Annotated in this window: 11 protein-coding genes and 1 pseudogene; 7 read left to right on the top strand and 5 right to left on the bottom strand. The window is 71.4% G+C overall.

The genetic code is table 11. The features are described from left to right. Nucleotides 1-232 precede the first annotated feature (232 nt). Together ACFXKZ_RS38315 and ACFXKZ_RS38320 are read left to right on the top strand one after the other, a co-directional pair. Nucleotides 233-802: pseudogene (locus ACFXKZ_RS38315) on the top strand (class I SAM-dependent methyltransferase); the annotation flags it as partial. Nucleotides 803-1,368: 566 nt separating this feature from the next. Next, nucleotides 1,369-1,701: an Lsr2 family protein gene (locus ACFXKZ_RS38320; RefSeq protein ID WP_380007840.1), complete on the top strand. Its 333-nt coding sequence runs from the start codon at nucleotides 1,369-1,371 to the stop codon at nucleotides 1,699-1,701. Nucleotides 1,702-2,203: 502 nt separating this feature from the next. On the opposite strand, the gene ACFXKZ_RS38325 is transcribed toward ACFXKZ_RS38320, so the two are convergent. Together ACFXKZ_RS38325 and ACFXKZ_RS38330 are read right to left on the bottom strand one after the other, a co-directional pair. Beyond that, nucleotides 2,204-3,733, bottom strand: a complete 1,530-nt coding sequence (locus ACFXKZ_RS38325; protein WP_380007843.1) for an FAD-binding oxidoreductase — start codon at nucleotides 3,731-3,733, stop codon at nucleotides 2,204-2,206. A 137-nt stretch (nucleotides 3,734-3,870) separates the two neighbouring features. Further along, a complete protein-coding gene (locus tag ACFXKZ_RS38330; RefSeq protein WP_380007846.1) occupies nucleotides 3,871-4,401 on the bottom strand; it encodes a hypothetical protein in 531 nt (176 codons plus the stop codon). Nucleotides 4,402-4,800: 399 nt separating this feature from the next. Here ACFXKZ_RS38330 and ACFXKZ_RS38335 point away from each other — a divergent pair, with 399 nt between their 5' ends. The 3 genes from ACFXKZ_RS38335 (at nucleotide 4,801) to ACFXKZ_RS38345 (ending at nucleotide 11,881) form a co-directional block, all read left to right on the top strand. Further along, a complete protein-coding gene (locus ACFXKZ_RS38335) occupies nucleotides 4,801-5,382 on the top strand; it encodes a sigma-70 family RNA polymerase sigma factor (protein WP_380007849.1) in 582 nt (193 codons plus the stop codon). Nucleotides 5,383-5,473: 91 nt separating this feature from the next. After that, complete coding sequence (locus tag ACFXKZ_RS38340; protein ID WP_380007852.1) at nucleotides 5,474-7,027, top strand: hypothetical protein; 1,554 nt, start codon at nucleotides 5,474-5,476, stop codon at nucleotides 7,025-7,027. Nucleotides 7,028-7,198: 171 nt separating this feature from the next. Then, nucleotides 7,199-11,881: an FtsK/SpoIIIE domain-containing protein gene (locus tag ACFXKZ_RS38345; protein ID WP_380007856.1), complete on the top strand. Its 4,683-nt coding sequence runs from the start codon at nucleotides 7,199-7,201 to the stop codon at nucleotides 11,879-11,881. Between the two features lie 105 nt (nucleotides 11,882-11,986). On the opposite strand, the gene ACFXKZ_RS38350 is transcribed toward ACFXKZ_RS38345, so the two are convergent. From ACFXKZ_RS38350 to ACFXKZ_RS38360, 3 genes are read right to left on the bottom strand one after another with little or no spacing between them, the layout of a single operon-like run. Then, entirely contained in the window at nucleotides 11,987-12,322 is a 336-nt protein-coding gene (locus tag ACFXKZ_RS38350) for a WXG100 family type VII secretion target (protein WP_380007859.1), read from the bottom strand. Between the two features lie 50 nt (nucleotides 12,323-12,372). Further along, nucleotides 12,373-12,681: a hypothetical protein gene (locus tag ACFXKZ_RS38355; RefSeq protein ID WP_078982172.1), complete on the bottom strand. Its 309-nt coding sequence runs from the start codon at nucleotides 12,679-12,681 to the stop codon at nucleotides 12,373-12,375. Nucleotides 12,682-12,740: 59 nt separating this feature from the next. Beyond that, on the bottom strand, nucleotides 12,741-13,763 hold the full coding sequence (locus tag ACFXKZ_RS38360; RefSeq protein ID WP_380007862.1) for a serine/arginine repetitive matrix protein 2: 1,023 nt from the start codon (nucleotides 13,761-13,763) through the stop codon (nucleotides 12,741-12,743). Between the two features lie 188 nt (nucleotides 13,764-13,951). Here ACFXKZ_RS38360 and ACFXKZ_RS38365 point away from each other — a divergent pair, with 188 nt between their 5' ends. Then, complete coding sequence (locus ACFXKZ_RS38365) at nucleotides 13,952-22,249, top strand: hypothetical protein (RefSeq protein WP_380007865.1); 8,298 nt, start codon at nucleotides 13,952-13,954, stop codon at nucleotides 22,247-22,249. Continuing rightward, a complete protein-coding gene (locus ACFXKZ_RS38370) occupies nucleotides 22,246-24,876 on the top strand; it encodes a right-handed parallel beta-helix repeat-containing protein (RefSeq protein ID WP_380007868.1) in 2,631 nt (876 codons plus the stop codon). Before ACFXKZ_RS38365 ends, ACFXKZ_RS38370 begins: the two co-directional genes overlap by 4 nt. Nucleotides 24,877-24,896: the final 20 nt, after the last annotated feature.

Genomic DNA, 24,896 nt, shown 5'->3' on the forward strand with positions numbered 1-24,896 from the left:
ATTTCACCGCCCCCCCCCCGGCCCCCCCACACCCCCCCGGGGGGGGGGCCCCCGCGCTCTTTTTACACCCCCGGCCCGCCCCCCCCCGGGGGGGGGGGGGGGGGGGGCCCAACGCCCCCCCCCCCCCGCCACCCGCTTGGTGCCTTGCGCGTAGGGCAACCCATCTCGGCATCACCTTGCGCATCCGGCAACCCATCGGGTCGGCGGCGCGCGATCCGCCTAGCGTGACGGCATGACCCACCCCGCACATCACGGCGCGCACATCACCCACAAGCACGAACACGCCGAGGCCGACCTCACGGAAACCCTGGACCTGGACGCGGAAGTCCTCGCCGAGCACATCGACGCCGTGACCGCGTCGCTGCCCCCGGGGACCGACCCCCGCCACATCGTGGACCTGGGCTGCGGAACCGGCGCCGGTACGCTCGCCCTGCTCCGGCGCTTCCCGAACTCCCGGGTGGCGGCCGTCGACTCCGCCCCCGCCCACCTGGATCGCCTGCGGGACAGGGCGGTCGCCGACGGCTTGGACGAGCGTCTGCGCATCGTGCGGGCCGACCTCGACACCCCGACCCTGCCCGACCTCGGCCGCCCGGAGCTGGTCTGGGCGTCCGCCTCGATGCACCACATGAGCGACCCGGACCGAACGCTGCGCCAAGTCCGCGAACTGCTGTCCCCGGGCGGCCTGTTCGTCATGATCGAACTGACCGCCTTCCCCCGCTTCCTCCCCCCTGCGGCCCCGGCGGACAGCCCCGGCCTCGAAGATCGCTGCCACGCCGCGATCGACGGGCAACACGCGGCGATGGCCTCCCACCGGGATGCGGACTGGGCCGGCAAACTCACCGCGGCCGGCTTCGCCATCGAATCCGAACGCACCCGAACGTTGCACGTCCCCGCCTCGCGGAACCCGGCGGTGTCCCGCTACGCCCACACCACGTTCACCGGCCTCCGCACCAGGATCGGCGGACTCCTGACCCCCGAGGACCGCACCGCCCTGGACCGCCTCCTCGACCCCGAGTCCCCGCAAAGCCTCGTCAACCGCGAGGACCTGGCGCTGCGAACCCGACGCACCACCTGGACCACCCGCGCCGGCTGACCCCGCGCCGGCGACCCCGATCCCTCGCCACCTCCGGAGCAATGGCAAAACTACCGACACCGGGACTTCGTCCCGACGACAATAGCGACGCGTGGAAATGCGACGCTTCTCTTCGATGCGCGATCGGGATAAAGATCGGATCGTATCCAAAGCCGTTTTTGCCGCCCGACAATTCCGAAGCGGACCGAATCACCTGATCTCCCGACTGCCGGGTAGGCGACGTGGACCCCCTTTCCGTTACGATCAGCCCGCTCCCAGGAAGGGGATTCTCACCAATGGCTCAGCGCGTAGTCACGCTCTACACGGATGACATCACCGGCAACGAGGGTGAAGACATCGCAACGCACACCTTCGGCTTGGACGGCGTCACCTACGAGATCGACCTCGGCCAGGACACCTACCAGCAACTGCTGGACGCCCTCGGCCCGTACTTCCACGCCGGCCGCAAGACCGGCACGTCGCGCCGCACCGCCGTCAAGGCCCACAAGACCGGCGACGGCCCGGACCCGGTGAAGGTCAGGGAGTGGGCCAAGGCCCAGGGCATCGAAATCAACGCCCGCGGCCGGGTACCGGGTGACATCGTGGCGAAGTACCAGGCGGCTCACTGACCCGAACGCGGGCACTGAGGCGCAGGGCAAGCCCGGTGCGGAGGCGCGCGGAGGCGCCGCGAAGCGTCCCGAGCCTCCGCACCTCGTCGGCCTCCGTCTCCGGGCGATCCGCGAGGGCGAGCGCCGCGGCATAGGGCCGTTCGCCCTCGTCGAGCCTCGCCGCCACGGCATCGAGCACGGCCCGAAGCACGACGCGATCCGCGCCGGGGTGCTCCGCCAACAGGCGTAGGAGCATGTTGTCGTTCCAGACGCCGTCACGGGCCGTGCTCAGTTGGCGCAGAACGGCGGACGGGGTGTGGGGGTTGGCGGCCAAAGCGTGCCACACGAAGGGGTAAGGGCGCCGCGCGAGGCGATGCAGGGCGGAACCGTCCTTCTCCGTACGGGCCGCTTCCGGGTAGTCGGCAGGCGTGGGCACGCGGATGGCCTCCCGAAATCGCCGAAGTCGCCATCCTGACACCGGATCCCGAGCCGCACCACCGAATACCGCGACGGTCGGCGAGGGTCAGGCGTTGGTGACGGATCGGGGGAAGGTGAAGACGCCTGTGGGGTCGTAGTGGTGGGCCACCGACTTCAGGCGTTGGAGGTTGCCGGCGTAGTAGGCGGTGCCCCAGTCGGGGAGGGTCGCGTCGATGTAGTTGACGTAGGCGCCCGTCGCGCCGAGTGCGGCCAGGCCGTCGCGGACCGCGTCGACCGCCTCGGTGGCCGCCGCCTGGCCGGCCGGCGTGGTGTTCGCGTAGATCTGGGCGGTGGCCAGGGCCTCGCGGTGCGGAAAGGCGGTCGCGTCGGGGGCGAGTTCGGCGACGGCGCCGCCCATCGAGTCCAGGAGCAGGTCCAGCCCGACGCGGCCGGCCATCAGGCCCACCACCGCTTGGCCGTCCAGCGCGGCGGTCAGTACGCGGGAGACGGCGACGAAGGCCTCGCGGGTCAGTCGTCCACCCTCGAACGTCGGGTGGCACTGGGCGATGGTGTCGGTCGAACAACCGGCCATGTACTTCATTGCGTCCAGGTAGTTCTTCGCCTGCACGCTGCGAGTGCCGGGCTGCGTTCCGACCGCGGCGATCAGCGTGTCCAGGAGCGGGTTCAGCGCGTCGGGCGTGCCGACGTAGCAGCCACCCACCCGACACGTCGGCGGTGTGCCGCCGGAGATCACGCAGTTCGACCACAGCTCCGGTCGCGCGTCCGCGATCCACCCCTGCCAGGCCCCGACCACCGAGGGCGTCGCGCCGGCCGGGAAACGCAGCGAGAACACGGTGAGCGGGGGCGCCGGCTCCGTACGGAACGTGAACCGCGTGACCACGCCGAAGTTGCCGCCGCCCCCACCCCGCAGCGCCCAGTACAGATCCGGCTCGGCGCACTCGGACACGGTGAGCACGCGCGAGTCGGCGGTGACCACCTCGGCCGCGACCAGCCGGTCGCAGGTGAGCCCGTACTTGCGGGTCAGCACCCCGATCCCACCGCCCAGGGTCAGCCCGCCGATCCCCACCGTCGGACACGAGCCGCCCGGCAGCAGTCGGCCCGCCTGCGCCAGTCCGGCATAGACCTCGATCAGCCGGGCGCCCGCGCCGACGTCCACCGTGCCGTCGTCGTGCACCTCGATTCGCGCCATCGGCCGCAGGTCCATCACCAGCCCGTCGTCGGGCACGCTGTACCCGAGGTAGCTGTGCCCCCCGCTGCGCGCGGCGATCGGCACGCCGTGGCCTCGGGCCGCGTCCAGGCAGCTCTGTACATCCGTCGCCGACGTGCAGCGGGCCACCGCCGCCGGCAACTGCCCGTCGTAGAGCTCGTTGAAGCCGAGCCGGGCCACGTCGTATCCCTGGTCCGCGGGCAGCAGCAACCGACCGTCAAGCCGCGCCTTCAACGCCGACCAGTCCGGCGGCCCGGCCGTCGGCACCCGCGTCCCGGCGTGCATCCGCGCCCGGGGCGCGGGGCGGCTCACGGCGCCCCGCACCGACCCGTCGGCCGTCGACCCCGTGAGCAACAACGCACCGCCGGCCCCCAAAGCGGTCAGGAACCCTCGTCGATCGATCGTCATATACCCACATCTCCCGGCGACCCGTGCGCACCGCGTGCCGGCGACGCATACTCTGAGTTATCGCAAGCTTTACCCACGAATCGGTCGAAGGCACGCCGGGCTGCGCCCATCGGCCGATACGACGGGTTCCACCCGGCTCAGTCCACCCCGCCGATCACGGCCCTGCCCTCGGCCGCGGCGGCGGCGAAGAACGGACCCAGGTCCTCCAGTTCGTGTTCCTCGCGCTCCTCGTCCCAGCGGGCCGCCCCGCCGTCGCGGGCCCAGCCTTCGGCGACCAGGCCCTCGGCCACCCGACGGACCTCGTCCGGGGCGAGGACGAAGGCGGGTCCGTAGCAGAACTCGTACTCCTCGACCTCGTCGCACTCGTGCCCGGTCGTCCTGGCCAACCAGGGAAAGGCCGTCTCCCAGTCGGCCGTGCCCTGCTCGGCCTGCGCCCGGCTCTCCGCGACCGCGGCCAACAGGCGGTAGTCGAACCTGTAGGAGTCCGCGCGCGGACGAAACTCGCCCGGGAGCACCGCCGCTTGCTCCGCATCGGGTCGGTCGCACGGGTCGATTCGTTCGGGTTCGTCGGCCGGGTCGAAGAAGAGCGTCTCGATCAGTTCGGGCCGCTCCGGTATCGCCGCCGGCACCGACGGTTCGACCTTCGCGAGCATCAACCACATGGACATGGGCTCTCGGCTTCCTATCCTCGTGCGCGGTCGGCCCGACGGCCGTCCGGTCCACGCGGGGAAGGTATCGGCGGCCACGGACACGTCACCCCTCCGCCCGGGTTTTTCGGATCGAGGGGATGCAACCCGCGAACGGCGGAGCGCGTGTGCGGAGGGAAACCTCGGTTCGGAGGTGTGGATGAACGCCGTTGTGTCGCGGTCGCCGGAGAGAGGGAGGGTTCCGGATGGCAGGACCCGAGATCGACGCTCGCCAACGGCCCTGCCCGGGGCCGTACTTGGATTTTCGGCGGCGGCCTGCGAATCCTCAAATTCAGCGCAGATCCAACAACCTTGTAACACGCCGTGGTTAGTGTTCGCGGTTCGAGCCGACACACATCCGGGAAGCGAGGGTCCGGGCCCGTGACGTCTTTTTGTACCCGAGGCCGTGACACCGGCGGCCAGGCCTGCTCGACACCCGACGGCGAGCCGGCGGACCTCACGGAACCCGCGGACCTGGCGGAACGCGTCTATCGGCAATACTCCACGCCGTTGTTGTCGTTCTGCCTCAAGCTCACCGGCGGAGACCGGCCGTGGGCCGAGGACGTGGTCCAGGAGACCATGTTGCGCGCATGGCGGCACGCGGGCACGATCGCCGACGACACCTCCAACCTGATGCCGTGGCTGGCGACGGTGGCGCGCCGAATCGTGATGGACGACCGCCGCGCGCGCCGTTCTCGGCCCCAGGAGTGCAGTCCGGAACCCCTGGAGTACGTTTTGGCGGACGACCAGTGGGAGCCCCTGCTCTGGAAGATGGCCGTCGCCGACGCACTGCCCTCGCTCACCGCCGCGCATCGCGAGATCATCGCCGAGACGGTGTTGAGCGATCGTGACCTCAAACAGGCCGCCGAACTGCTCGGCATTCCGGTCGGAACGGCGAAGTCCCGTACCTACTACGCGATCCGCGCCCTGCGCCAGGCCCTGGAGGAGCGCGGCGGCGGATGAGCACCCGAAATTCCATACAGTGTCGCGCGGACCACGCGGCAGCACGGTCGGGTGCTGTCGTGGATGCCCGATGTGGGGAGCTACCCGGCAGATGAGGAACACCGATCCGCTCGACTTCTTCGCGAACCACCGCGAAACGATCCTCCGTTGGGGCGGCATCTCCGCCGCCGCGCTCGTGGTCTTCCTGATCCTCCGGTTCTTCGCGATGCGAATGGGCGGATGGAAGGCGGCGGCGCGGCGATTGTGGCGGGAAATCGCGCTGACCGCCCATGCGTTCGGCGGCCCGGTGCGGGCCTGGCTGCGGTATCGGCGCTCGGTACGGGTGTTGGTGCGCGGCCTGGGTGCGGCGACGACCTGGCGGGACGCGGAACGTGCGCTGGTGGCCGCGAAGTTCGCCGCGGCGCCCGCGCAGCCGTATGCCGCCGTCGTCGGCGAGGACACGGTGACGGTGCTGTTCGCCGCCGCCAGGATGCCGTCGCCTCGCGGCGTTTGGCGGGCGGTAGCCGACGATCCGTGGGCCTGGACGGCCGTTCGGGCGGAGTTGCCGTCGGTCACGCCGGACGCGGAAGGGACCAGGCCGGTCGTCGTCGCCCTGGGCGAGCGGGACCGGGAGTGTGTGTTCGTCGACCTCGTGGTCGGTCCGGCGATGGTGTGTGTACAGGGCGATCCGCGTTCGGGGCCGGCCCTGTTCCAGGCGGTCGCGGCCCAATTGGACGCCAGGCTGCCGAGCGGTCAGGTCGTGGTCGCCGACGGGGTGCACCGCGACGTGGCCGGACAGCCGGTGCGGGAGGCGTACCGGACCGCTCGCGGCAGGCCGCCCCGGCTGGGGCTGCCCACGTTCCTGGTGACCCCGGAGCTGCCGGATCCGCCGCCGCCCGAGTTGACCGAACCACCCGGCGACGAGATCCCGTTGCGGCTGTTGCTCGGCGGGCCGGGACGGGGACACGTCCGGACGCTGCTCACCGATCGACACGGTCGGGTCGGTCTGCCCGGCACGCCGCTGGTGGTGGTGTGCCATGCCCTCGGCGCGGCGCTGGCCCGGGTACTGCCGACCATTCCTCCGGTGCTGCCGCCGGTACCCGCGCCGGTGGCCCGCTCCGGAGTGGACCAGGCCGCGTGGTTCGCCGAGGAGGAGGCCGGGGCCGAAACCCCCGCCGCCGAGCCGCGGGCGGCGGAGCCGGTGGCCATCAGGGAACCGGCCGAATCCGTGGCCGCGGCCGTCTCCGCACGATCCTCGACCGCCGAGCCGACCTCGGCCCGCCCCGCACCCGAATCGACCGCGACGGCCACATCCCGCACCCCGGCCGCAGGCACACCCACCGGCTCACCCGCCGTCTCGGCCCGCCGAGAGGCAACTCCCCGCCGGGAGCCCGCCGGCGCCCCCGGCCGACCCCCCATCACCGAACCGCCGACCGGCCGCGATCCCTCTCCGATCATCGAGCCCACCCACAGACCCGACCCATCTCCCCCGGCCGAACCGACCCACAGACCCGACCCATCTCCCCCGGCCGAACCCACCGACGGGCCCGACGCACGTCCCCCCGCCGAACCAACCCCCGACCAACCCCATCCGCCCACCGACGCCCCCACCGACCGAACCCCCGAGCCCGCCCCCGAGCCGTTCCCCCCCGGCTCCGGGGCCTGAGGGCCTGTCCCGCAAAACCTCGGCGAGGCCGCACCGCCCGGTACCGGACGGCGCGGCCCGATCCGCCGAGATCCGCCGCGCAGGCCCACCGCGGCCCCGCCTCGCCCCCGGACACCCCCGCCGGGGCGAGGCGGGGTCCGTACCCCCTCCCCCACCCCGCGAGAGAGTTGCATGCCCGTGAATCTCGCTCTCACCACCACCGATCCGCAGGGCCGGCGCTCCGATCACCTGCTGGACGTGCCCGATTCGGCGACCGTCGCCGACCTCGGGTCGGTGCTGGGCGCCGCCGATCTGTTCCTGGGTGATCGGCGGCTCAATCCCGACGCGCGCGTGGGCGCGAGCGGCATCCGCGCCGGCGCGGTGATCGGTCTGGGCGCTCCCGCGCCGACCGCGACCGCGACGCAGGCGTGGCGACCGCCCGGGTCCGATCCGGTCCTGGTCACCGTGCGGCATGTCTCGGGCCCCGGCGCGGGCCGGGTGTGGCGGCTCGGCCCCGGCCGGCACGAGGTCGGCACCGATCGGGCGTGCGCGTTGCGCCTGGACGGCGGCGGTGCCCCCACGCAGGGCACCTGGATCACGGTCGGCGCGGACGGCTCCGTCACCGTCGCCCTCCCGGACGACGCCGACGAGGCCGACTGCGGCCTGCGCAGCCTCACCCCGCCGCCGCCCGTCGATCCGATCACCGGCACGCCGCTCTCCACCGAGGAGCCCGCCGGCATGCAGGAGGGCGGGCCCGGCGGCCACTCGACCGCGCCCCCGCCCACGGGTCCGGACGGACAACCCGTACAGCCGCCGCTGCCGCCCGTCGGTCAACTGCCGGCACTCGACGACGGCTCGCTGCCCTGGCCGACCTACGCCGATCTGTCCCTCGGCGAGCACCTGCTGCGCCCGGGCCCGCCCGACGAACCCGAGGCCGCGGTACGCCCGGCCCCGGACGGCCTCGGCATCGAGTACAACCGGCCGCCGCGCATCGCGCCGCACCTGGACGCCGAGTCGATCCGGATGATGGGTCCGCCGACGGACAACAGCAAACGCCCGTTCCCCTTCCTGATGATGATCGCCCCGCTCCTGATGGGCCTGGCGATGATGTTCCTGTTCCGGAGCCTGTTCTTCGTCATCTTCGTGTTCTTCACGCCGCTGATGGCGGTCGGCAACTGGATCTCCGGCAAGCGCACGGGTCGCCGGGACTACCAGGAGGCGAAGCGGGTCTATCGCATCCGCCGCTCGGCCCTGGAAACCGAGATGCGCCGCGCGACCGTGGAGGAACGCGGGCTGCGCAACTCGACGTTCCCGGATCCGGCGGCGTTGTTGCTGACCGCGACCGGCCCGGGCCTGGCCCTGTGGCAGCGCCGGCGGCGCGACTCCGACCACCTGACCATCCGACTGGGCACACTCACCCGCGCGTCCCTCAAGAGCATCGACGACCAGGCGCGGGAGAACCACTACCGCAACGTCAACTGGCGGATCGCGGACGTGCCGTTCGGGGTCGAGATGACCGCCTTCGGGGTGGTCGGGATCGGTGCCTCCGGGGAGTTGCCGCGCCGGATCGCGAGTTGGGCGGTGATCCAGACCGCCGTCCTGCACAGCCCGCGCGACGTGCGCGTCGTCGTGCTGACCGAGGACGAACACGCCGACGCCTGGCAGTGGGTCCGGTGGTTGCCGCACCTGCGTCCCGGCCGACCCGGCGCCGCGGTGGTGGCCCTCGGCACCGACCCGGAGAGCACCGCACACCGGGTCAACGAGTTGATCGCCGACGTGCAGACCCGCTTGGACTCCTCGCAGTCGGCGCTCGGCCCCACCCTGCAGCGCGAACCCGACGTGCTGGTGATCCTGGACGGCGCCCGCCGCCTGCGCGATGTGCCGGGCATGATCGACGTGTTGACGAACGGCCCGGCCGTGCGCGTGTTCAGCCTGTGCCTGGAGGAACGCGAGCACCTGCTGCCGGAGGAGTGCACGGCGGTGGTGACCGCGAACGGCGGCCGACTCGACCTGAAGGCGTCACATGTGCCGGAGGTGAAGGGCATCCGGGCCGACCTGGTCGACCCCGCCTGGTGCGAGGAGGTGGCACGCGCCCTCGCGCCGGTGCTCGACGTCACGGTGGAGAGCGATTCCGGACTGCCGTCCGAGGTCGCGCTGTTGCCGCTGATCGGCCAGGAACCGCCGGACGCCGAGGTGCTGCTCCGGGCCTGGGCGCGCCGCCCGGCGTCCACCACGTTCGTCCTGGGCAGCGGGTACGAGGGCGTGTTGCGCCTGGACCTGGTCCGCGACGGCCCGCACGGCCTGATCGGCGGCACCACCGGCTCGGGCAAGTCGGAACTCCTCCAGACGATGATCGCGTCGTTGGCCGCGGTCAACCGGCCGGACGAGTTGACCTTCGTGCTGGTCGACTACAAGGGCGGCAGCGCGTTCCGCGAATGCGCCGAACTCCCCCACACCCTCGGCATGATCACCGACCTCGACGGTCATCTCGTCAAACGCGCGCTGGCCTCCCTCGACGCCGAACTCCGCCGCCGCGAGACGGTCCTGAACGAGGTCGAGGCCAAGGACCACACCGAGTACCGGATCAAGCGCGCGCGTGATCCGCGCCTGGCGCCGCTGCCCCGGCTGCTCCTGGTGATCGACGAGTTCGCCACCCTGGTCCGCGAACTGCCGGACTTCGTACCCGGTTTGATCAGCCTCGCCCAGCGTGGCCGCTCGCTGGGCCTGCATCTGCTGCTGGCCACCCAGCGGCCCGGCGGCTCGGTCAGCAACGAGATCAAGGCCAACACCAACCTGCGCATGGCGCTGCGGGTGACCGACCGCTCGGAGAGCCAGGACATCATCGACGGCATCGAGGCCGCCGGCATCTCGCCGAACAACCCGGGACGGGCCCTGGTCCGCCGCGGCGAGGGCCCGCCCACACCGTTCCAGACCGCGTTCGTCGGCGCGGAACGCCCCGGTACGCTGCCGAGTTCGGTCGCCAAGGCCGCCGCGTCCCGGCCGGTACGCGGCATCCGGCTCGGCTGGCAGCGCCTCGGCCGCCCGCTCGACTTCTCCGAAGCCGAAGTCGACGTCGAGAACGACATGGACACGGGACCCGAGTCGCACTTCGACCCGCACGAGGACCCGATGATCGGGCAGTCCGAGGAGTTGCCGACGGACCTGCGCGCCCTGGTGGACGCGCTGTGCGAAGCCGCGGACCGGCTGCCCGACTTCCGGCCGCAGCCCAGCCCCTGGCTGCCGCCGATGGACGACCGCATGCGGCTGGACGAGTTGCCCGCCATCCCGGAACCGGCGCCCGGCGCACTGCCGATGGTCCCCTACGCCCTGCTCGACATCCCGCAGTTGCAGGCCCGGCGGCTGGCCGCGATCGACTTCGCGTCCTTCGGCCACCTGTATGTCATCGGCGCACCGCGCTCCGGCCGTACCCAGGTGCTGCGCACCATCGCGGGCGCGGCGGCGCTCACCATCCCGTGCTCCGATCTGCACATCTACGCGATCGACGCGGCCGGCGGGGGCCTGAGCGTGCTGGAGGCACTGCCGCACTGCGGCGCGGTCGTCTCGCGCCACGACGCGGAACGCATGGAGCGGCTGATCAACCGGCTGACCGCCGAACTGACACTTCGGCAGCGGCTGATCGCCCGCCACGACTGCGCGGACGTCACCGAACTCCGGGGCAAGGTGGGCAAGGATCAACGGCCCGCGCACCTGGTGCTCATGGTGGACGGCTGGGACGCGCTGAGCACCATGCTCGACGACTACGACGGCGGCCGGTTGTACGCCGACGTCGTGCGGCTCCTGCGCGAGGGCCAGGGTGCCGGGATCCACGTGATCGCCACGTCGGAGCGGCTGTTGCTCGGCGGGCGCCTGGCCGCGCACAACGACCATCGGCTGCTGCTGCGCCAGACCGACCCGGGTGACTACACGCTCATCGGGATGCCCCGCAACAGCATCCCGGCGGCGGTGGCGCCGGGACGGGGTTGGCTCGCGCCGGGGGCGATCGAGGCGCAGATCGCGTTGTTGCCGTCGATCGCCGATGCGCCGGTCGCGGCGGCCGTCGACGGGGAGGACCCGTCGGCGAACGACCAGAGCGATCAGGCGGAGGCGATGCGGGAGTTGGGTCGGCGGGCGACCGTGCGCGACAGCAATGTGCCCGACGGGCGGCGTCCGTTCCGGGTCAACGAGATGCCGACGCTGATCGGTTTCCAGGAGGCGCACGACCGCATGCCGCAGTCGCTGCGCAGGCCGTTCCACGCGCTGTTGGGTGTGGGCGGCGACGCGGTCGCACCGCTGACCTACGACTTCGCGGACGGCGGCGGGTCGTTCATGGTCGCCGGGCCGCCGCGCAGCGGGCGCACCACGGCACTGGCCGCGATGTGTGTGTCGCTGCTGATGGGCGGCACCCGCCTGGTCGTTCTCACCCCGCGCGACTCGCAGTTGCGCAAGTTGTCCGCGCACGGCCTGGCGCAGGTGCTCACCGACCCCGATCCGGAGCCGGAGGTGCTGGTGGAGGCGTTGACCTCGGTGCGCGAGCATCCGGTGGTGGTCGTGGTGGACGACGCCGATCTGATGCTGGCCTGCGCCGCCGACACGGTGTTGCGCCGGATCGCGACGTCGGGCCGGGACCACGGTCAGGGGCTGTTGTTGGCCGGGTTGGCGGAGTCGATGAGTTCGCTGGGCTGGGTCGGCATGGCCCGACGCTCGCGGCGCGGCCTGCTGCTCGGGCCCAAGACGCTCGGCGAGGCGGACCTGATCGGGGCCCGGCTGTCGGCCGAGCAGGTGCGCACGCCGCTCGGCCCGGGCCGGGGCTGGACCGCGGGCGACTCGGGCGCGGCGATCGCGGTCCAGGTGCCGCTGACGGTCCTGGACGGCTGACCGGCGGCGCGGGGTCCGTCGGCACGTTCCCGTCCACTGCGGACTTCCGGGACGTGCCGACCGGCCCTGGCGCGGCACCCCACCCGAAGTGGGGCCGGCCGGCGCCTACTTGTGCGCCGCCGCTTCCGCCTTCATCTTGGCGATGGCGGCGTTGATGTCGCCCATCAGCTTGGTGTCGGAGCTGCCCAGCGAGTCGGCGATGTCGGTGAAGTTCTTGGCATACGCCGCGATGTTGCCCGCCGAGTTCTTCATCTGCGTGCTGAAGGTGTTGTAAGCCTCCTGCAGGGCGGGGCTGGCCTTCTCGAACACCAGGCCGTTTTGGAGCAGACTGGCGACCTGGGTCTCCAGGTCGCCGAGTTCTTTGGAGATGTCGGTCAGTTTGGTGCCCATCCGGGTGGCGGCGCCGCGGATCTCGTCGTAATCGACCTTGATGTCGGCCATCGGGTCCTCCGAGGGGTTCGGGTGTCGGGTGGGGACGTGCGGGCGGGCCGCTACTGGGAGGAGTTGACCTTGTCGGCGATGTCCTTGTCCATGTCCTGGACCGACTGCATGATCTGCCGGAACTGCTGCGCGTAACCCTTGATGCTTTCCGTCGCGGCCTGGAGCGCCGTGCTGAACTTCTCGTACTGCGCCTGGAGCGCGGGGCTGGCCTTGACGAGCACGAGGTTGGTGGTCAGCACGTTGTCGACCTCGGTCTTGGCCTCCTTCATCCGGGGCACGAGCGTGTGCTCGACGCTGTTGTCCAGGAGGTTGGACACCCGGGTGATCTCGGAGTAGGTGAGTTTGATGTTGGCGCCCATGGCGGGTCTCCTCGGGAACGAGTCGGGGTGGGTCGTCACGAACGACGGTGCGGCGAGGGTCAGTTGAGCTTGCCTCCGGGCGGCGGCTTCTGCACGCCCCCGCCCTTTTCGGTACCGTCCCGGCCGGCGTCTTCGTCGGCGTACTTGGGATCGCGCTTCCACTCGCTCTTGGGTCCGTCGCGAATGTAGTGCTCGGTCGTCTTCCCGGAGTGGCTGATCATGGTGCCACTGCCGTCCTTGTTGATGGTGAAGTCCGACGTACTGGTGGTGCCGTCGCTCAACGTGGTGGTGATCGAGTAGTCGCGGACGTCGATCCGGCCCGGCTTTCCGTCCTTGCCCGCGCCCGGTACGTCGTCGACCCATTCCGGGGGACCCTTGTACGTGGTGGTCGTCTCGTAGGTCTGTCCCTGCGGATTGGTGATCTTCGACGTCTCCTTGACGATGTTGTTGTCCTTGTCCAACTCGACGCTCACGTCGATCTTGCCGTGCTCGTCCTCGTAGTGGTGCGAAGTCGGCGGCTTGTCACTGGGCTTGGGGGGCTCGTCGCCGGGCTTGGGGGGTGCGCTGTCCTCACCCTTGGCGATCCAGGCGGCACACCACGCGGGCGCCTCCGGATCGTGGCATACGTGTCGGATGCTCTCGTTCGGGTGATCGCGGAAGTACTCGGTGGCACCGATGGAGGCCAGGTAGTCGTCCCATTTGGCCTTGTCCGCGAGCCACTTGTCGTGCGCGGCCTTGGTGTTGCGCCATTGGTCGATGCCCAGGCCGGTGGTGATCAGTCCGGCCGAGCCGGAGATCCTGGAGTCCTGGTCGAAGAAGAGGTCGGATACCGCCTTGAAGCTGTCGGCGAGCTTGTTCAGCCCCTCCTTGGCCTTGGCGGTACGGGACTTGGAGTGGTGGTAGAAGCTGTTGAACGAGGTCGAGAGGCCGGAGGTGCCCAGGGCGGCGCGGCGCTCGGCGGCGCCGGCCTCGCCCAGCTCGCGAAATGCCCCACCGGAGCCCGAATCGGCCTGCTTGGCGAGTTCCCTGAGCTTGGTATTGATCTCGTGCAGGTTGGTGTAGTCGATGGCGAAATCCGCCATTCGGACCTCCTGTTCCTTGCCCGACTCGCGTGGTGCGGGCCCGCGCCGCGAACCGCTCCCATTTCTGTACGCGCCGCAACCATCACGGGTTCAACCGAGATTGTCGCGAGGAAGAATGAACCCGGCGAACCAATGGCGCGTACAAAAGTGCGCCGTGGTTGCACGAATCGAGCGAGAGAGGCGCTTCGATGGCTCGTCCCGGGGACTGGAGTGCGCTCGGCCTCGACAACGATCCGACTCCCGGCGACGCCGACCGGATCGACCGCGTGATCGCCGCGGAACTGACGTTCGTCGAACTGGCCAAGACCATCGACAGCGGTCTGACCGAGGTCAAGAACACCTCCAGCGTGATCTTCGTCGGCAAGACCGCCGAGGCGCTGCGCGGTGTCATCGACGGGAACCTGCGCAACTACATCTCCACGTTCAAGAAGGCCCATGAGGACGTACGCGCCGCGCTGACCGCCTACGTCGGCGTGATGCGTCACGAGCAACACCGAGCGGACACCGCGTTGTCCGCCGCCGCCGCACTGTCGGAGGACGACAAGGAGGGGCGGGCCGCGCACAAGACCACGGCGGAGGACGCCAAGTCGATCCTGTCCACCGCGGCCGACACCGCCGCGCGCAAGATCATGGCCGCCGGCCAGTCCATCGCCTCCCCCGTGGACGAGTGCGAGGAGTTCTGGAAGGCGCTCGGCTGGATCGCGATGATCCTGGCCATTCCCGCGATCTTCATCGGCGGCCCGCTCGCGCTGCTCAGCATCGCCCTCAACGTCGCGCTCCTGATCAAGACCGCGATCGACTTCGCGCACGGCAAGGCGAGCGTCACCCAGCTCGTGTTGGGCATCCTGGGCATGATCGCGCCCACGACCAAGGGCCTGCACCTGGGTCAGCTGTGGAGCGGCATCAAGGGCATCGGCGGACGCGGGATCACCGGTACCAAGAACTTCTTCGGCGGCGGCGCCAACTCGTTCGGCCTGTTCGGCCGGGTCGGGTTGGGCATCGACGACGCGGTGGCCGCGGCGGGCGCGTGGATCAGGGGCGGCGCACAGGGACTGAAACTGGGGCCCCTCCTGACCATGGGGCCCGGTTTCGCGAAACTGGGCGGCGGCCTCAAGTTCTTCCCCCTCGCCGCCGAACTCACCGTGATCAACCTGGCCGGCGCCAAGACGTTCTTCGGACTGCGCGCGGTGGCGACCACGCTCAACACGTTCAAGAATCTGGGCACCTCCATCGCGCACGGCCTGAGCGGCTTCAAGGGGCTGCGGCTGTTCCTGCCGGTGGCGGCCGACGAGATGCCCAACGGCCTCGGGCTGGCCTTCCGGATCGGCTTCATCGACCGCGGCGTGTTCGGCATGTACCGCTACGGCGCCTTCCTCGACGGCAAGTTCATCGGCGCGGGTTCCAAGATCTCCGCCGGCGCCAATGCCGGGTTCAACGCGTTCGGGCACGGCGGCGATCTGATCAAGCTGCCCAACGTGCACTTGGGCTCGTTCGACTCGGTGCACTCGGGCCCGCTCGGCGGCGCGTTCGACATGCCGCCGCTGTCCACGAAGTTCACCAACGGCTTCGGTCACTTCGACGTGATCAACCTGCCGTCGCTGAACACGTTCGGCACCGGCTTCCACGCCGGCAACCTGCCCGGCCTGGGCACCTTCATCAACGACCTGGGCGGCCTGAACGCGCTTACCCACCTTCCCGGAGTCGGCGCCAGGATCGCCGACATCCCCTCCTTCTCGTTCACCGGGTTGGGCCTGACCCACCTCACCGGCAACTTCTCCGTCCCGCAGGGGATCACCGCCCTCGGCGCCACCGGCGTCCACGCGCTGCCGCCCGCGCTCGGACACATCAGCGTCCCCAACCTGGACACCGTCGGCGCCGGCGTGGCCGGCAAGATCCAACTCGGCCTGCCCGGATCGAGCGCGCTGGTGCACGACCTGCCCACGCCGGGTACGAACACGCACACCGGGCTCGACGGCCTCGGCACCGTCGCCCTCCCGCAACCGGGCCACGTCGCCATGCCGGACGTGACCACGCCGGCCCTGCCGAACGTCAACGTGTCCGGAGTCGGCGCCCTCCCGCTCACCTCGCACATCCAGACGCCGAACGTCGGCGCGATGGCGAACACCGGCCACGTCACGGTCCCCTCGGTGACCGGCGTCGGCGCCCTCGGACACGTCGCAACGCCCAACGTCGGCGGCCTGCCCGCGATCGCCCAGCCGGCGACCGCCCACACCGGCGCGCCGATCCACGTGGCCGACGTGAACACGCCCCACCTCGGCGGGCCGCGTACCGGCGCCGACGGCGAGACCTCACTGGTGGGGCCCGGCACGAGCGGGGTGGACGTCAAGGGTGTCCAGGGCCTGGGCGGCACCGGCACGCACATCGACCTCAACGGCAGCCGGGTGGTCCTCGGCGGCCCGGCGTCGGGCCCGGTGGTCCACACCACGCCGGGCGGCCTGCCGGGTGTGCCGACCGTGTCCGGCGGCCTCACCGGCGGCGCGCACTTCGTCCCGGCGAACGGGGCGACGCACAACCTCAACGTGTTCATGATGCAGGGCGCGAGCTACGACTTCGCGCACACGTTCCGCACCATCCCGGGCCTGAACGGCATCGAGGTACGGGTCCTGCCGAGCACGCAGGCCGGCCGCACCGTCGACATCCACATCGATCCCGGCGGTCGCACCGACATCTCGGCGAACCACATCACCGTCGGCGACCGGGAAGTGCTGCGGATCGAGCGCGACCTGGGGGACGGCGGCACCCAACGCTGGGACTACGAGCTGAGCGCGGCGAACAACCATCGCCTCCTCGACGACCAGATCATCGACACCCACGTCACCGGCCCCGTCCCCGGGCGGGCCGTCGAACTCACCACGCTGCCCACCCCGCAGCTCCCGCACGTCACCACCACCGGGTCGACCGTGCCGACCGTCGCCGGCCCCGGGCAGCGTGTCGTCGACATCCCCGGGCTGTCCGGCACGCGCCTGGAGTACCGCATCGGCGACGGCGGCGGCATCGAGGGCATCCGGATCACCGGCGGCGCAGACGCGGCGCACCTGAACCCCTCACGCGTGACCGGCCCGGCCGGGAACGACATCGTGCGGGTCGAGCGGCAGGTCGTGGCGAACGTCGAGGTGCGCCGCTGGGACTTCGACGTGTCGGGCGAGAGCGGACGGCTCGACCGCATCGAGCGGCGCATCACCCTCACCGGCGGCGAACACGACCACACCCTGGTCGCGATCCACGTCGACCCGGACAACCGCACCCTCGGGGTCGCCCACTTCGACAACGAAGGCAACATCCTGAACGCGGGCGGGCCGCCCGTACGGTTCAACGACGCGGGCATCGTCGTCCCCACACCCGGCGGCTTCCGCCTCTACGACCCGGCCGCCGGTACCCCGTCGGGCACCGGTCTGCACCTGATCGACTCCAACGGCCACCCGTTGGCGCTGCACGTGCTGACCCCGGACGGCGGCGGCGCCCGCGCCCTCGTCGGCGCGGACGCCGCCCGGACACTCGGCGCCGTCACCGTGCCGGAACACGTGGGCGGCATGCTCCACGTCGTCCCGACCGGCACCGGCCCGACCGTGCGCGTCTTCGGCACCGACGGCCGGTTCTCGCACAACTCGCTGCCGCTGACCGGCATCGACCGCCTGGGCCTGGCCGGCGGCCACATCCGCTCGCCGCACGTCGGTACACCGCAGATCGCCCACGCCGACGGCAGGCCGGTTCCCGACACGAGCGTCGTCCGTCAGATCGGCAATGAATTCCGGATCCAACACCCCGGGGGGCAGATCCACGTCGACGCCGGCGGCGCCCGCGCCCACGACGTGGTGACCCTCACCGCCCCCGGCGGCGCCGGGACCGGCCTGCACGTGTTCACCCCGGTCGGCGGCCCGGGCCGGCTGCCGCACCTGCGCGCGGATGACGGCACGCCGTCCACGACCGCGCACGTGGGCACCGTCGACCACACCTTCCACGTCACCGGCACGAGCGGACAGCCCCACGTGGTGCGGGTGTACACCCCGGGAGGGGCGTTCTCGCACGACGCACTGCCGCTGACCGGAGGCGGCGCGCCCGGCGGCTTCATCCGACTGCCCGACGCAGCCGGCGGAGCGCCGCATCTGGTGCACGGCGACGGCCGGATCGTGCCGGGCGCCACCGTGACGCCGCAACACGGCGGCGGATACCTGGTGGATCATCCCGGCGGCAAGATCGTCGTGAACGACGTCGGCGCGCACACCCACAACGCGCTCGAGCTGACGGGCGGTCCCGGGCCCGGGCGGTTCGTTCACACCCCGGTGGGCACCCCCGGCGTCCCCGTGCTGCACCCGAGCAACCAAGGCGGCGTACCCGACACGAACCTCACCGTCACCCGCGCCGGCGACGAGTGGCGCCTCACCGACCCCGACGGGTCGTTTACCGCGCACGGTCTCGACGGCGCGCACCGCTACGACGCGACCCGCCTGAGCGGCGGCGCGTTCGACGGCCGGTTCGTGCGCATCGAACGCGGCACCGACACGCTCGTCGACGAGCACCTCGCCGCCGTCCCCCACGCACACGTCGTACGGCAACCGGGGATCATCACCGAGGGGTTCCGGCGGGAGGGGGCGACGACGGACAGCGGATTCCGGATCGGCGACGGCACCGGCCATGTCGTCGTCGACATGCGCGGCGCACACCGCTACGACGTGGTCGCCCTGCGCGGGGCCGACGGCGCCGCGACGCACGAGTTCGTCTTCACCCCGGCCCCGGTCGCCGGGGCGGCGGCGCCCGACCCGCTGCACCTGCTCAAGGGCACCGATGGCCGCAACCTCGAATTCTCGGTGGTCGCGCGCCCCGACGGCACGCTCCGGGTCACCCACGGGGACACCGGCATGGTCCGGGGGTTCTCCGCCACCGGCGTGTTCGAGTTCGAGGTGTTGCGCCTGACCGGCGTGGACCGCGTCGACCTGTCGCAACTCGTCCGGGTGCACCCCGGCGGGGCACACACCCTGGTCGACGACACGCTCGCCGACATCGCGGACTCCACCGTGCACATCCGCCCCGGCGGCGGGTTCCGGGTCGGCGGCGCGGACGGCGAGTTCCGCCTGTTCGGCCCGACCGGCCGCCTCGACTTCCACGTGACCACGCGCCCGGTGACCGAGGAAGGCGGGATCACCGTGTTCCGGGTGGACGACGGCGCGGGGGTCCACCGGTTCGACATGATCGGGCTGTCCGACGCCCGCATCGGCGACCCCCTGCACACCCGGTTCCTCGGCATCACCCCGGGCGACCTGCGGGTCCTCAGCGGCCATCTCGACCACCTCCCGGGCCTGCACGCGACCCCGGAACCCGGCGGCGGATACCGGATCGGCGGCGTCGGCGCGCGCGCCGGCGAATTCCAGCGGTTCGACCCGGGCGGACGCCTGGAGTTCCAGCGCATGGACATCGTCGGCGCCCGGGGCGGCATCGACCCGAACCGGCACTTCGAGGTCACGTATCCGGCGGGCGGCGGCGAGGGCACATGGTCGCTGCTACGCACCGACGCCCACGGCATCCGTGTCCCCGTTCCGGGCCGACCGAAGTGGTTCGAGGGCGGCGTGGTCGACCCGAAGGGGGCGGACGCCGGCCACGTGCACCTGATCAGCCACCTCAAGGTCACCGTGTTCGAACGTCGCGTCCTGCCCCACGGCGGCGTCCTCGACGCCCACCACTCGTCCGCCTCGCTGGGCACGTTCAGTCTGGTCAACCAGCGGGGTCGGTGGGCCGAGTTCGACATCAACGGCAACCTCGTGCACGACGGCACCCGGCACTGGGGCGAGAGCACCCGCAGCTGGTTCGACGTCAAGAGCGTGTTCGGCTTCGACGTGCGGGTCCGGCACTTCCAGCTCAGCGCGGACGGCGGGCACGTACTGACGGACTTGCGCCACCTGCCGGCGACCCAGGGGTTCGCCGCCGACAGCAGGTGGGTGCGCTTCGACGCCGACTTCCGGGCGATCGCGTCCGGCACCCGGCACTGGGACACCGGGCTCAGCCGCGGCTGGACCGACACCATGCGCCACCCGATCACCAACGAGATCGTGCACGCCCAGAAGAAGTTCGGCCGCTTCCAATTCGGCCTGCACGACGTGCGCCGCTACCACCAGCTCGAACTGGGACCGGACGGTATCCCCAAGCGCGACTGGGTCTCCCGGCACGCCGACGGCAACATCAACGGGCTCGGCAAGACCCTGCACAACGGCGACTTCCTCAAGTTCGAACGTTTCGCCGAGCAGCGGCCCCCCGTGTTCTTCCGCAACATGTTCAGCGGCGAGTTCCGTGCCGCCGACCTCACCCGGCACCCGTGGCTGGCCCAGGACAACCGGCTGCGCGTGGGCACGTGGAAGCAGGAGCCGGCCGGCGGCGGTCCGGAAGGGCACGGCGTACAGTTCATCTCCAACAACAAGACGGTCATCGACGTCGCGCACACCGGCGACATCGTCCGCGAGGTGCGCCCCCTGCACAACGGCGACACCCTCACCGTCGGCGACGTGCGGCTGCCCGACGTCGCCGGAGCGCAGGTGGCCCACCGCCCCGGCTACCTGCCGTGGACCGAGGGCGCCGACGGTCTCCACGGCCACCGCACCTTCCACGAGGGCGACTTCGCGGTCACCCCGGGCACGGGTGATCGGCAGATCACCTGGCAGGACCGGATCACCGACGACGTGGAGGACGGCGACTGGTACTCCCCCGGCACCAAGGAGTGGCGGGTGGTGCGCACCGGCCTGTCCGACGGTACGTTCATCGACTACCGGCCCAGGCCCGCCGGCGGCGCCGGAGGCGCGGGAGCCAACACCCGCGGCCTGATCGACGCGCACGCCGGGAACTGGATCCGATACGACCACCACGGCATGGTCGTCGCCCGCATGGACGCCTTCCCCACGCCCGACGGGGTGGGACACGTCGACATCATCGGCACCATGGGACGCAACTCGCGCGAGTTCCGGTGGCACGACGCGCTCGATCCCACCATCGGCGGCAAGCGCGTCACCGCGTTCGAACGGCAGATCACGCCGTGGCACTTCGACCGCGAGTCGTTCCAGGACTTCGACGGGGCCGGCAACCTCATCCGCGAGCACCGACAACTCGGCGAGGGCCTGAGCGTCCAGGGTTGGCGCGGTGTCGACGCCGCGGGCAACACGGTGTGGCACTGGAACAAGCTGGACGCGAACAACAACGTGATGAACTTCGGCGACGGTGTCGGCGATCGTGTCCGGCACTGGTTCGACCGGAACGGCAACCCGCTCCCCGGCTGGGAGAAGGGCGCCCGGTGGTCCGACCGGATCACCAGCCTGGACCACCAGGTCGTCCAGGAGATCCCGGCGCGCAAATACACCAACGCCTTCCGGGACTTCTTCACCGACAGCCCATTCCGGGTCCGCGACTTCCGCCCCAACCCCGAAACACAGTTCAACCGGCACCTGTGGCAGGAGTCCGACCAGGGCATCATCGCGCAGGCGAAGATCAAACTCGCGGACGACACGTTCCTGGAGATCAACAACTTCAACAAGCACGCGCGGCGCTACGACATCGACGGCATCACCGTGATCAACGAGCGCACGATCCCCGGCTACATCCAGGAGTTCAACGCCGACGGCGCCGCCATCATCGGACGCGAGACCCACTTCACCGGCCTCGCCAACGAATACCGCGCCTTGAACCGCACCTACCGCGAACCCAACCGATGGGGCTACGGGCCGTCCAAGGACGGCGAGGTGGTGCCGGAGCCCTTCATGCTTCGGGCCATCCAATCCATCGGCATCGACATGACCCACGAGTTCCTGCTCGACTTCACCGTGAACCTCGTGGTGCTCTCCATGGTCCGGGTGCTCTCCGGCGGCGGGTTGAGCATGGTCGACGTCGGCCGCGCCGCGTTCGGCGCCGCGTTGAGCTCGATGACCAAGGGCACCGTCGCGGCCGCGCACCTGGCGGCCAACCGGGGCGGCTGGAAGGTGTACTGGTCGAACATCGACTATGGGATGCCGGGGAGTTGGCGGCCCAACGACGACAGTAACAACACCGAGTGGGGAGCGAACGAGCGCCCGGTGCGCTGGCGCGGCGGCACCTACGAGTTCACCCTGGGCCTGGGCACCGGATCGGTGGCCGGGTTCGTCAGCGGCGCGGCACAGTCCGCGATCTTCGGGGTCCGCGGCGCCGACGGCGCGATCATCAAACTCACCACCGGCGACGCCGCGTTGGCCGGTCTGGCCTCCGCGGTCGGCGGGGTCCTCGGCACCGTCTCGGTGGGCGCGCTGCGGGCCCTGGTCCAGCACTCGATGGGTAGCCGGTGGATCCACCGCCAGGGACCGATGGACATCTTCGTGATCGGCGGGCTGGGCAAGATGGTCGAGAAACTCTTCGGCCTGCTGGTGCTCAGCCCCGCGACCGTACGTTGGATCGGCCATGTACCGGACGGGACGTCGTCCGACAACCTCCTGCCGGGATCGGGGACGGGTAGCGGATGAGCACTACGGCAATCCACGTCGACCCGGGGGGCCGCCGAAGCCGGCGCACCATCGCCGCCGCGCTCGCCGGCGCGCCCGCCGGCGCCGAGATCGTGATCGCCCCCGGCGAGTATCCGGAGGCGCTGCGCCTGGAGCGGCGGGTGGTGCTGCGCGCCGAGCACGGGGCGGGCACGGTCGTGGTGCGCGCGCCCGGCGGCGTCGCGCTGACCGCGGCCGCGCCCGACTGCGTGGTCCGCGGCCTCGTGCTGCGCGGCGCCGACCCGGCGGAGCCGGTGGTGCGGGTGGAGGACGCGGCGGGCCTGACCCTGGAGGGATGCGAACTCGACCGGGGCCGGGTGGAGGTGGTCGGTTCGACGAGCACGGCCGGCGCCGCGCACAACGCCGCGCTCGGGTTCGCCGACACCCTGGAGGCCGACCTCGGCGATCCGACCGGCGGCGGCGTCCTGGTGATCCGTCGCGGCCGGCTGCGCGGGGCCCGGCACGGCGCGCTGGTCCTGGCGGGCGATGCCCGGGCCCGCGTCGAGGACACGCTCCTGGAGACCATCGACGGCATCGGCGTGGCACTGTCCGACCACGCGGTGCTGATCGCCGACCGGTTGCGGGTGCGCGATACCTCCGGCTCGGCGCTGCGGGTACGCGGCGACGCCCGGCTGCTCGCCCTGGACACCACGCTCGACCGCGCCGGACGCAACGGCGCCCTGGTCGAGGACCGCGGCGAACTGCGCCTGGTCGACTGCCGGATCCGCGCGGCGGGCCGCAGCGGCGTGCAGGCCGAACACGAGGCCCGCGTACACCTGAACGACTGCCGGATCACCGACGCCAAGGCCAGCGCTATCGCCACCGGCGGCGCGGCGCGCCTTGGCGCGGACGGCTGCCGGATCGAGGCCCCGGCCGGCAACGGCGTCGTCGCGCTCGGCGTCTCCGAGGTGACGATGACCGCGTCGCTGATCACCCGCTCCGGATTCACCGCGATCCATCTCGGTGAGAACTCCCGGGCCCGCATCGGCGGTTGCCGACTCGATCGCAGCGATGAACACGGCCTCGCGGTGGTCGCGGGCGCCGAGGCGCAGATCGCCGACCTCACCGTCACCGACGCCGGCATGTGCGGGGTGCATGTGGCCGACGCGGCCGGGTTGACCATGGTCGCCTCCCGGATCGAGGGCGGCGAGACGGGGGTTCGGCTGCGCTCGGCCACCGAATCCGAACTGCGCGAGTGTGTGGTGAGCCGATCCCGCCGCACCGGTGTCGAGATCGGCGCGGACGCGGTCGCCACGTTGTACGCCACCCGGATCGCCGAGAGCGGCAGCGCCGGGGTCAGCGTCGAATCCGGTGCCCGGATGCGTATGGACGGCGGCGGTATCTTCGCCGTCGCCGGCAGCGGTTTGGTGCTCGGGCGCGACGCGACACCGACCGTGCGCGGCATCCGGGTGGACGGGACCGGCAAGAACGGCATCCTGTTCGGGGACGGCGCGGGCGGCCTGATCGAACACAGCGACCTGTCGGCGTGCGCCTACCCCGCGCTGCACATCGGCCGCGACGCCGAGCCGAGGTTCGTCGGGTGTCGGATCTTCGACTGTGCGCGCGACATCGGCCACTCCGACGGCGCCCGCCCGGTGTTCCAGGACTGCGTGTCCGTCCGGGTCGAGACCTCGACCCTGCCCGACTCGTCGCCGGTCACCCCCGGCGCGCCGCCCCGGCCCACGAAACCGGCCCCGGTCGGCGGGGTCGCCCCGGTCGGCGCAAGCCCCGCCCCCGCCGCGCCGGCGGTGGTCGACCTGGCCGAACTCGGCGAGGCACCGCCACCGCCGGAGACCCTGGACGACCTGCTCGCCGAACTCGACGAACTCGTCGGCCTCGGCGGCGTCAAGCGCGACGTCGGCGGCATGGTCAAGCTGATGCAGACGGTCCGCATGCGCCAGGAGGCCGGACTGCCCGCGCCGCCGCTCAGCCGGCACCTGGTCTTCGCGGGCAACCCGGGCACCGGCAAGACCACCATCGCGCGCCTGTACGGCCGGCTGCTCAAGGCCCTCGGGCTGCTGGAGCGCGGCCACCTCGTCGAGGTCGACCGCAGCGCCCTGGTCGGCGAATACGTCGGGCACACCGGCCCCAAGACGACCGAGTCGTTCAATCGGGCCCGGGGCGGCGTGTTGTTCATCGACGAGGCGTACGCCCTCGTGCCCGCCGGCGTGGCGAACGACTTCGGCGGCGAGGCCGTCGCGACCCTCGTCAAGCTCATGGAGGACCACCGCGACGAGGTCGTGGTGATCGTCGCCGGATACCCGGACGAGATGGAGCGGTTCATCGCATCGAACCCGGGTCTGTCCTCCCGCTTCACCCGCAGCCTGCTGTTCGACGACTACTCGGCCGGCGACCTGGTGCGCATCGTCGAACACCACGCGGGCCGGCACCGCTACGAACTCAGCACCGCCGCGCGCAAAGCGCTCGGCGAACTGTTCACTGCGATGCCGCGCGGCGCGCAGTTCGGCAACGGCCGTACCGCGCGGCAGGTGTTCCAGCAGATGACGGAACGTCAGGCCATGCGGATGGCCGATCTCGACGCTCCGGACGCGCAGCAGTTGATGGTCCTGGACGACATGGATCTGCCGCGGTTGGTCGGCTCCGATTGACCGGGTTTCGCCGGCCGATC

Source organism: Embleya sp. NPDC059237 (assembly GCF_042754105.1).
Taxonomy (GTDB): domain Bacteria; phylum Actinomycetota; class Actinomycetes; order Streptomycetales; family Streptomycetaceae; genus Embleya.

Coding starts and splice junctions, on each gene's coding strand:
- ACFXKZ_RS38365 (WP_380007865.1), top strand. CDS start 13,952: ATGGCTCGTCCCGGGGACTGGAGTGCGCTCGGCCTCGACAACGATCCG.
- ACFXKZ_RS38360 (WP_380007862.1), bottom strand. CDS start 13,763: ATGGCGGATTTCGCCATCGACTACACCAACCTGCACGAGATCAATACC.
- ACFXKZ_RS38340 (WP_380007852.1), top strand. CDS start 5,474: ATGAGGAACACCGATCCGCTCGACTTCTTCGCGAACCACCGCGAAACG.
- ACFXKZ_RS38345 (WP_380007856.1), top strand. CDS start 7,199: ATGCCCGTGAATCTCGCTCTCACCACCACCGATCCGCAGGGCCGGCGC.
- ACFXKZ_RS38355 (WP_078982172.1), bottom strand. CDS start 12,681: ATGGGCGCCAACATCAAACTCACCTACTCCGAGATCACCCGGGTGTCC.
- ACFXKZ_RS38330 (WP_380007846.1), bottom strand. CDS start 4,401: ATGTCCATGTGGTTGATGCTCGCGAAGGTCGAACCGTCGGTGCCGGCG.
- ACFXKZ_RS38320 (WP_380007840.1), top strand. CDS start 1,369: ATGGCTCAGCGCGTAGTCACGCTCTACACGGATGACATCACCGGCAAC.
- ACFXKZ_RS38325 (WP_380007843.1), bottom strand. CDS start 3,733: ATGACGATCGATCGACGAGGGTTCCTGACCGCTTTGGGGGCCGGCGGT.
- ACFXKZ_RS38370 (WP_380007868.1), top strand. CDS start 22,246: ATGAGCACTACGGCAATCCACGTCGACCCGGGGGGCCGCCGAAGCCGG.
- ACFXKZ_RS38350 (WP_380007859.1), bottom strand. CDS start 12,322: ATGGCCGACATCAAGGTCGATTACGACGAGATCCGCGGCGCCGCCACC.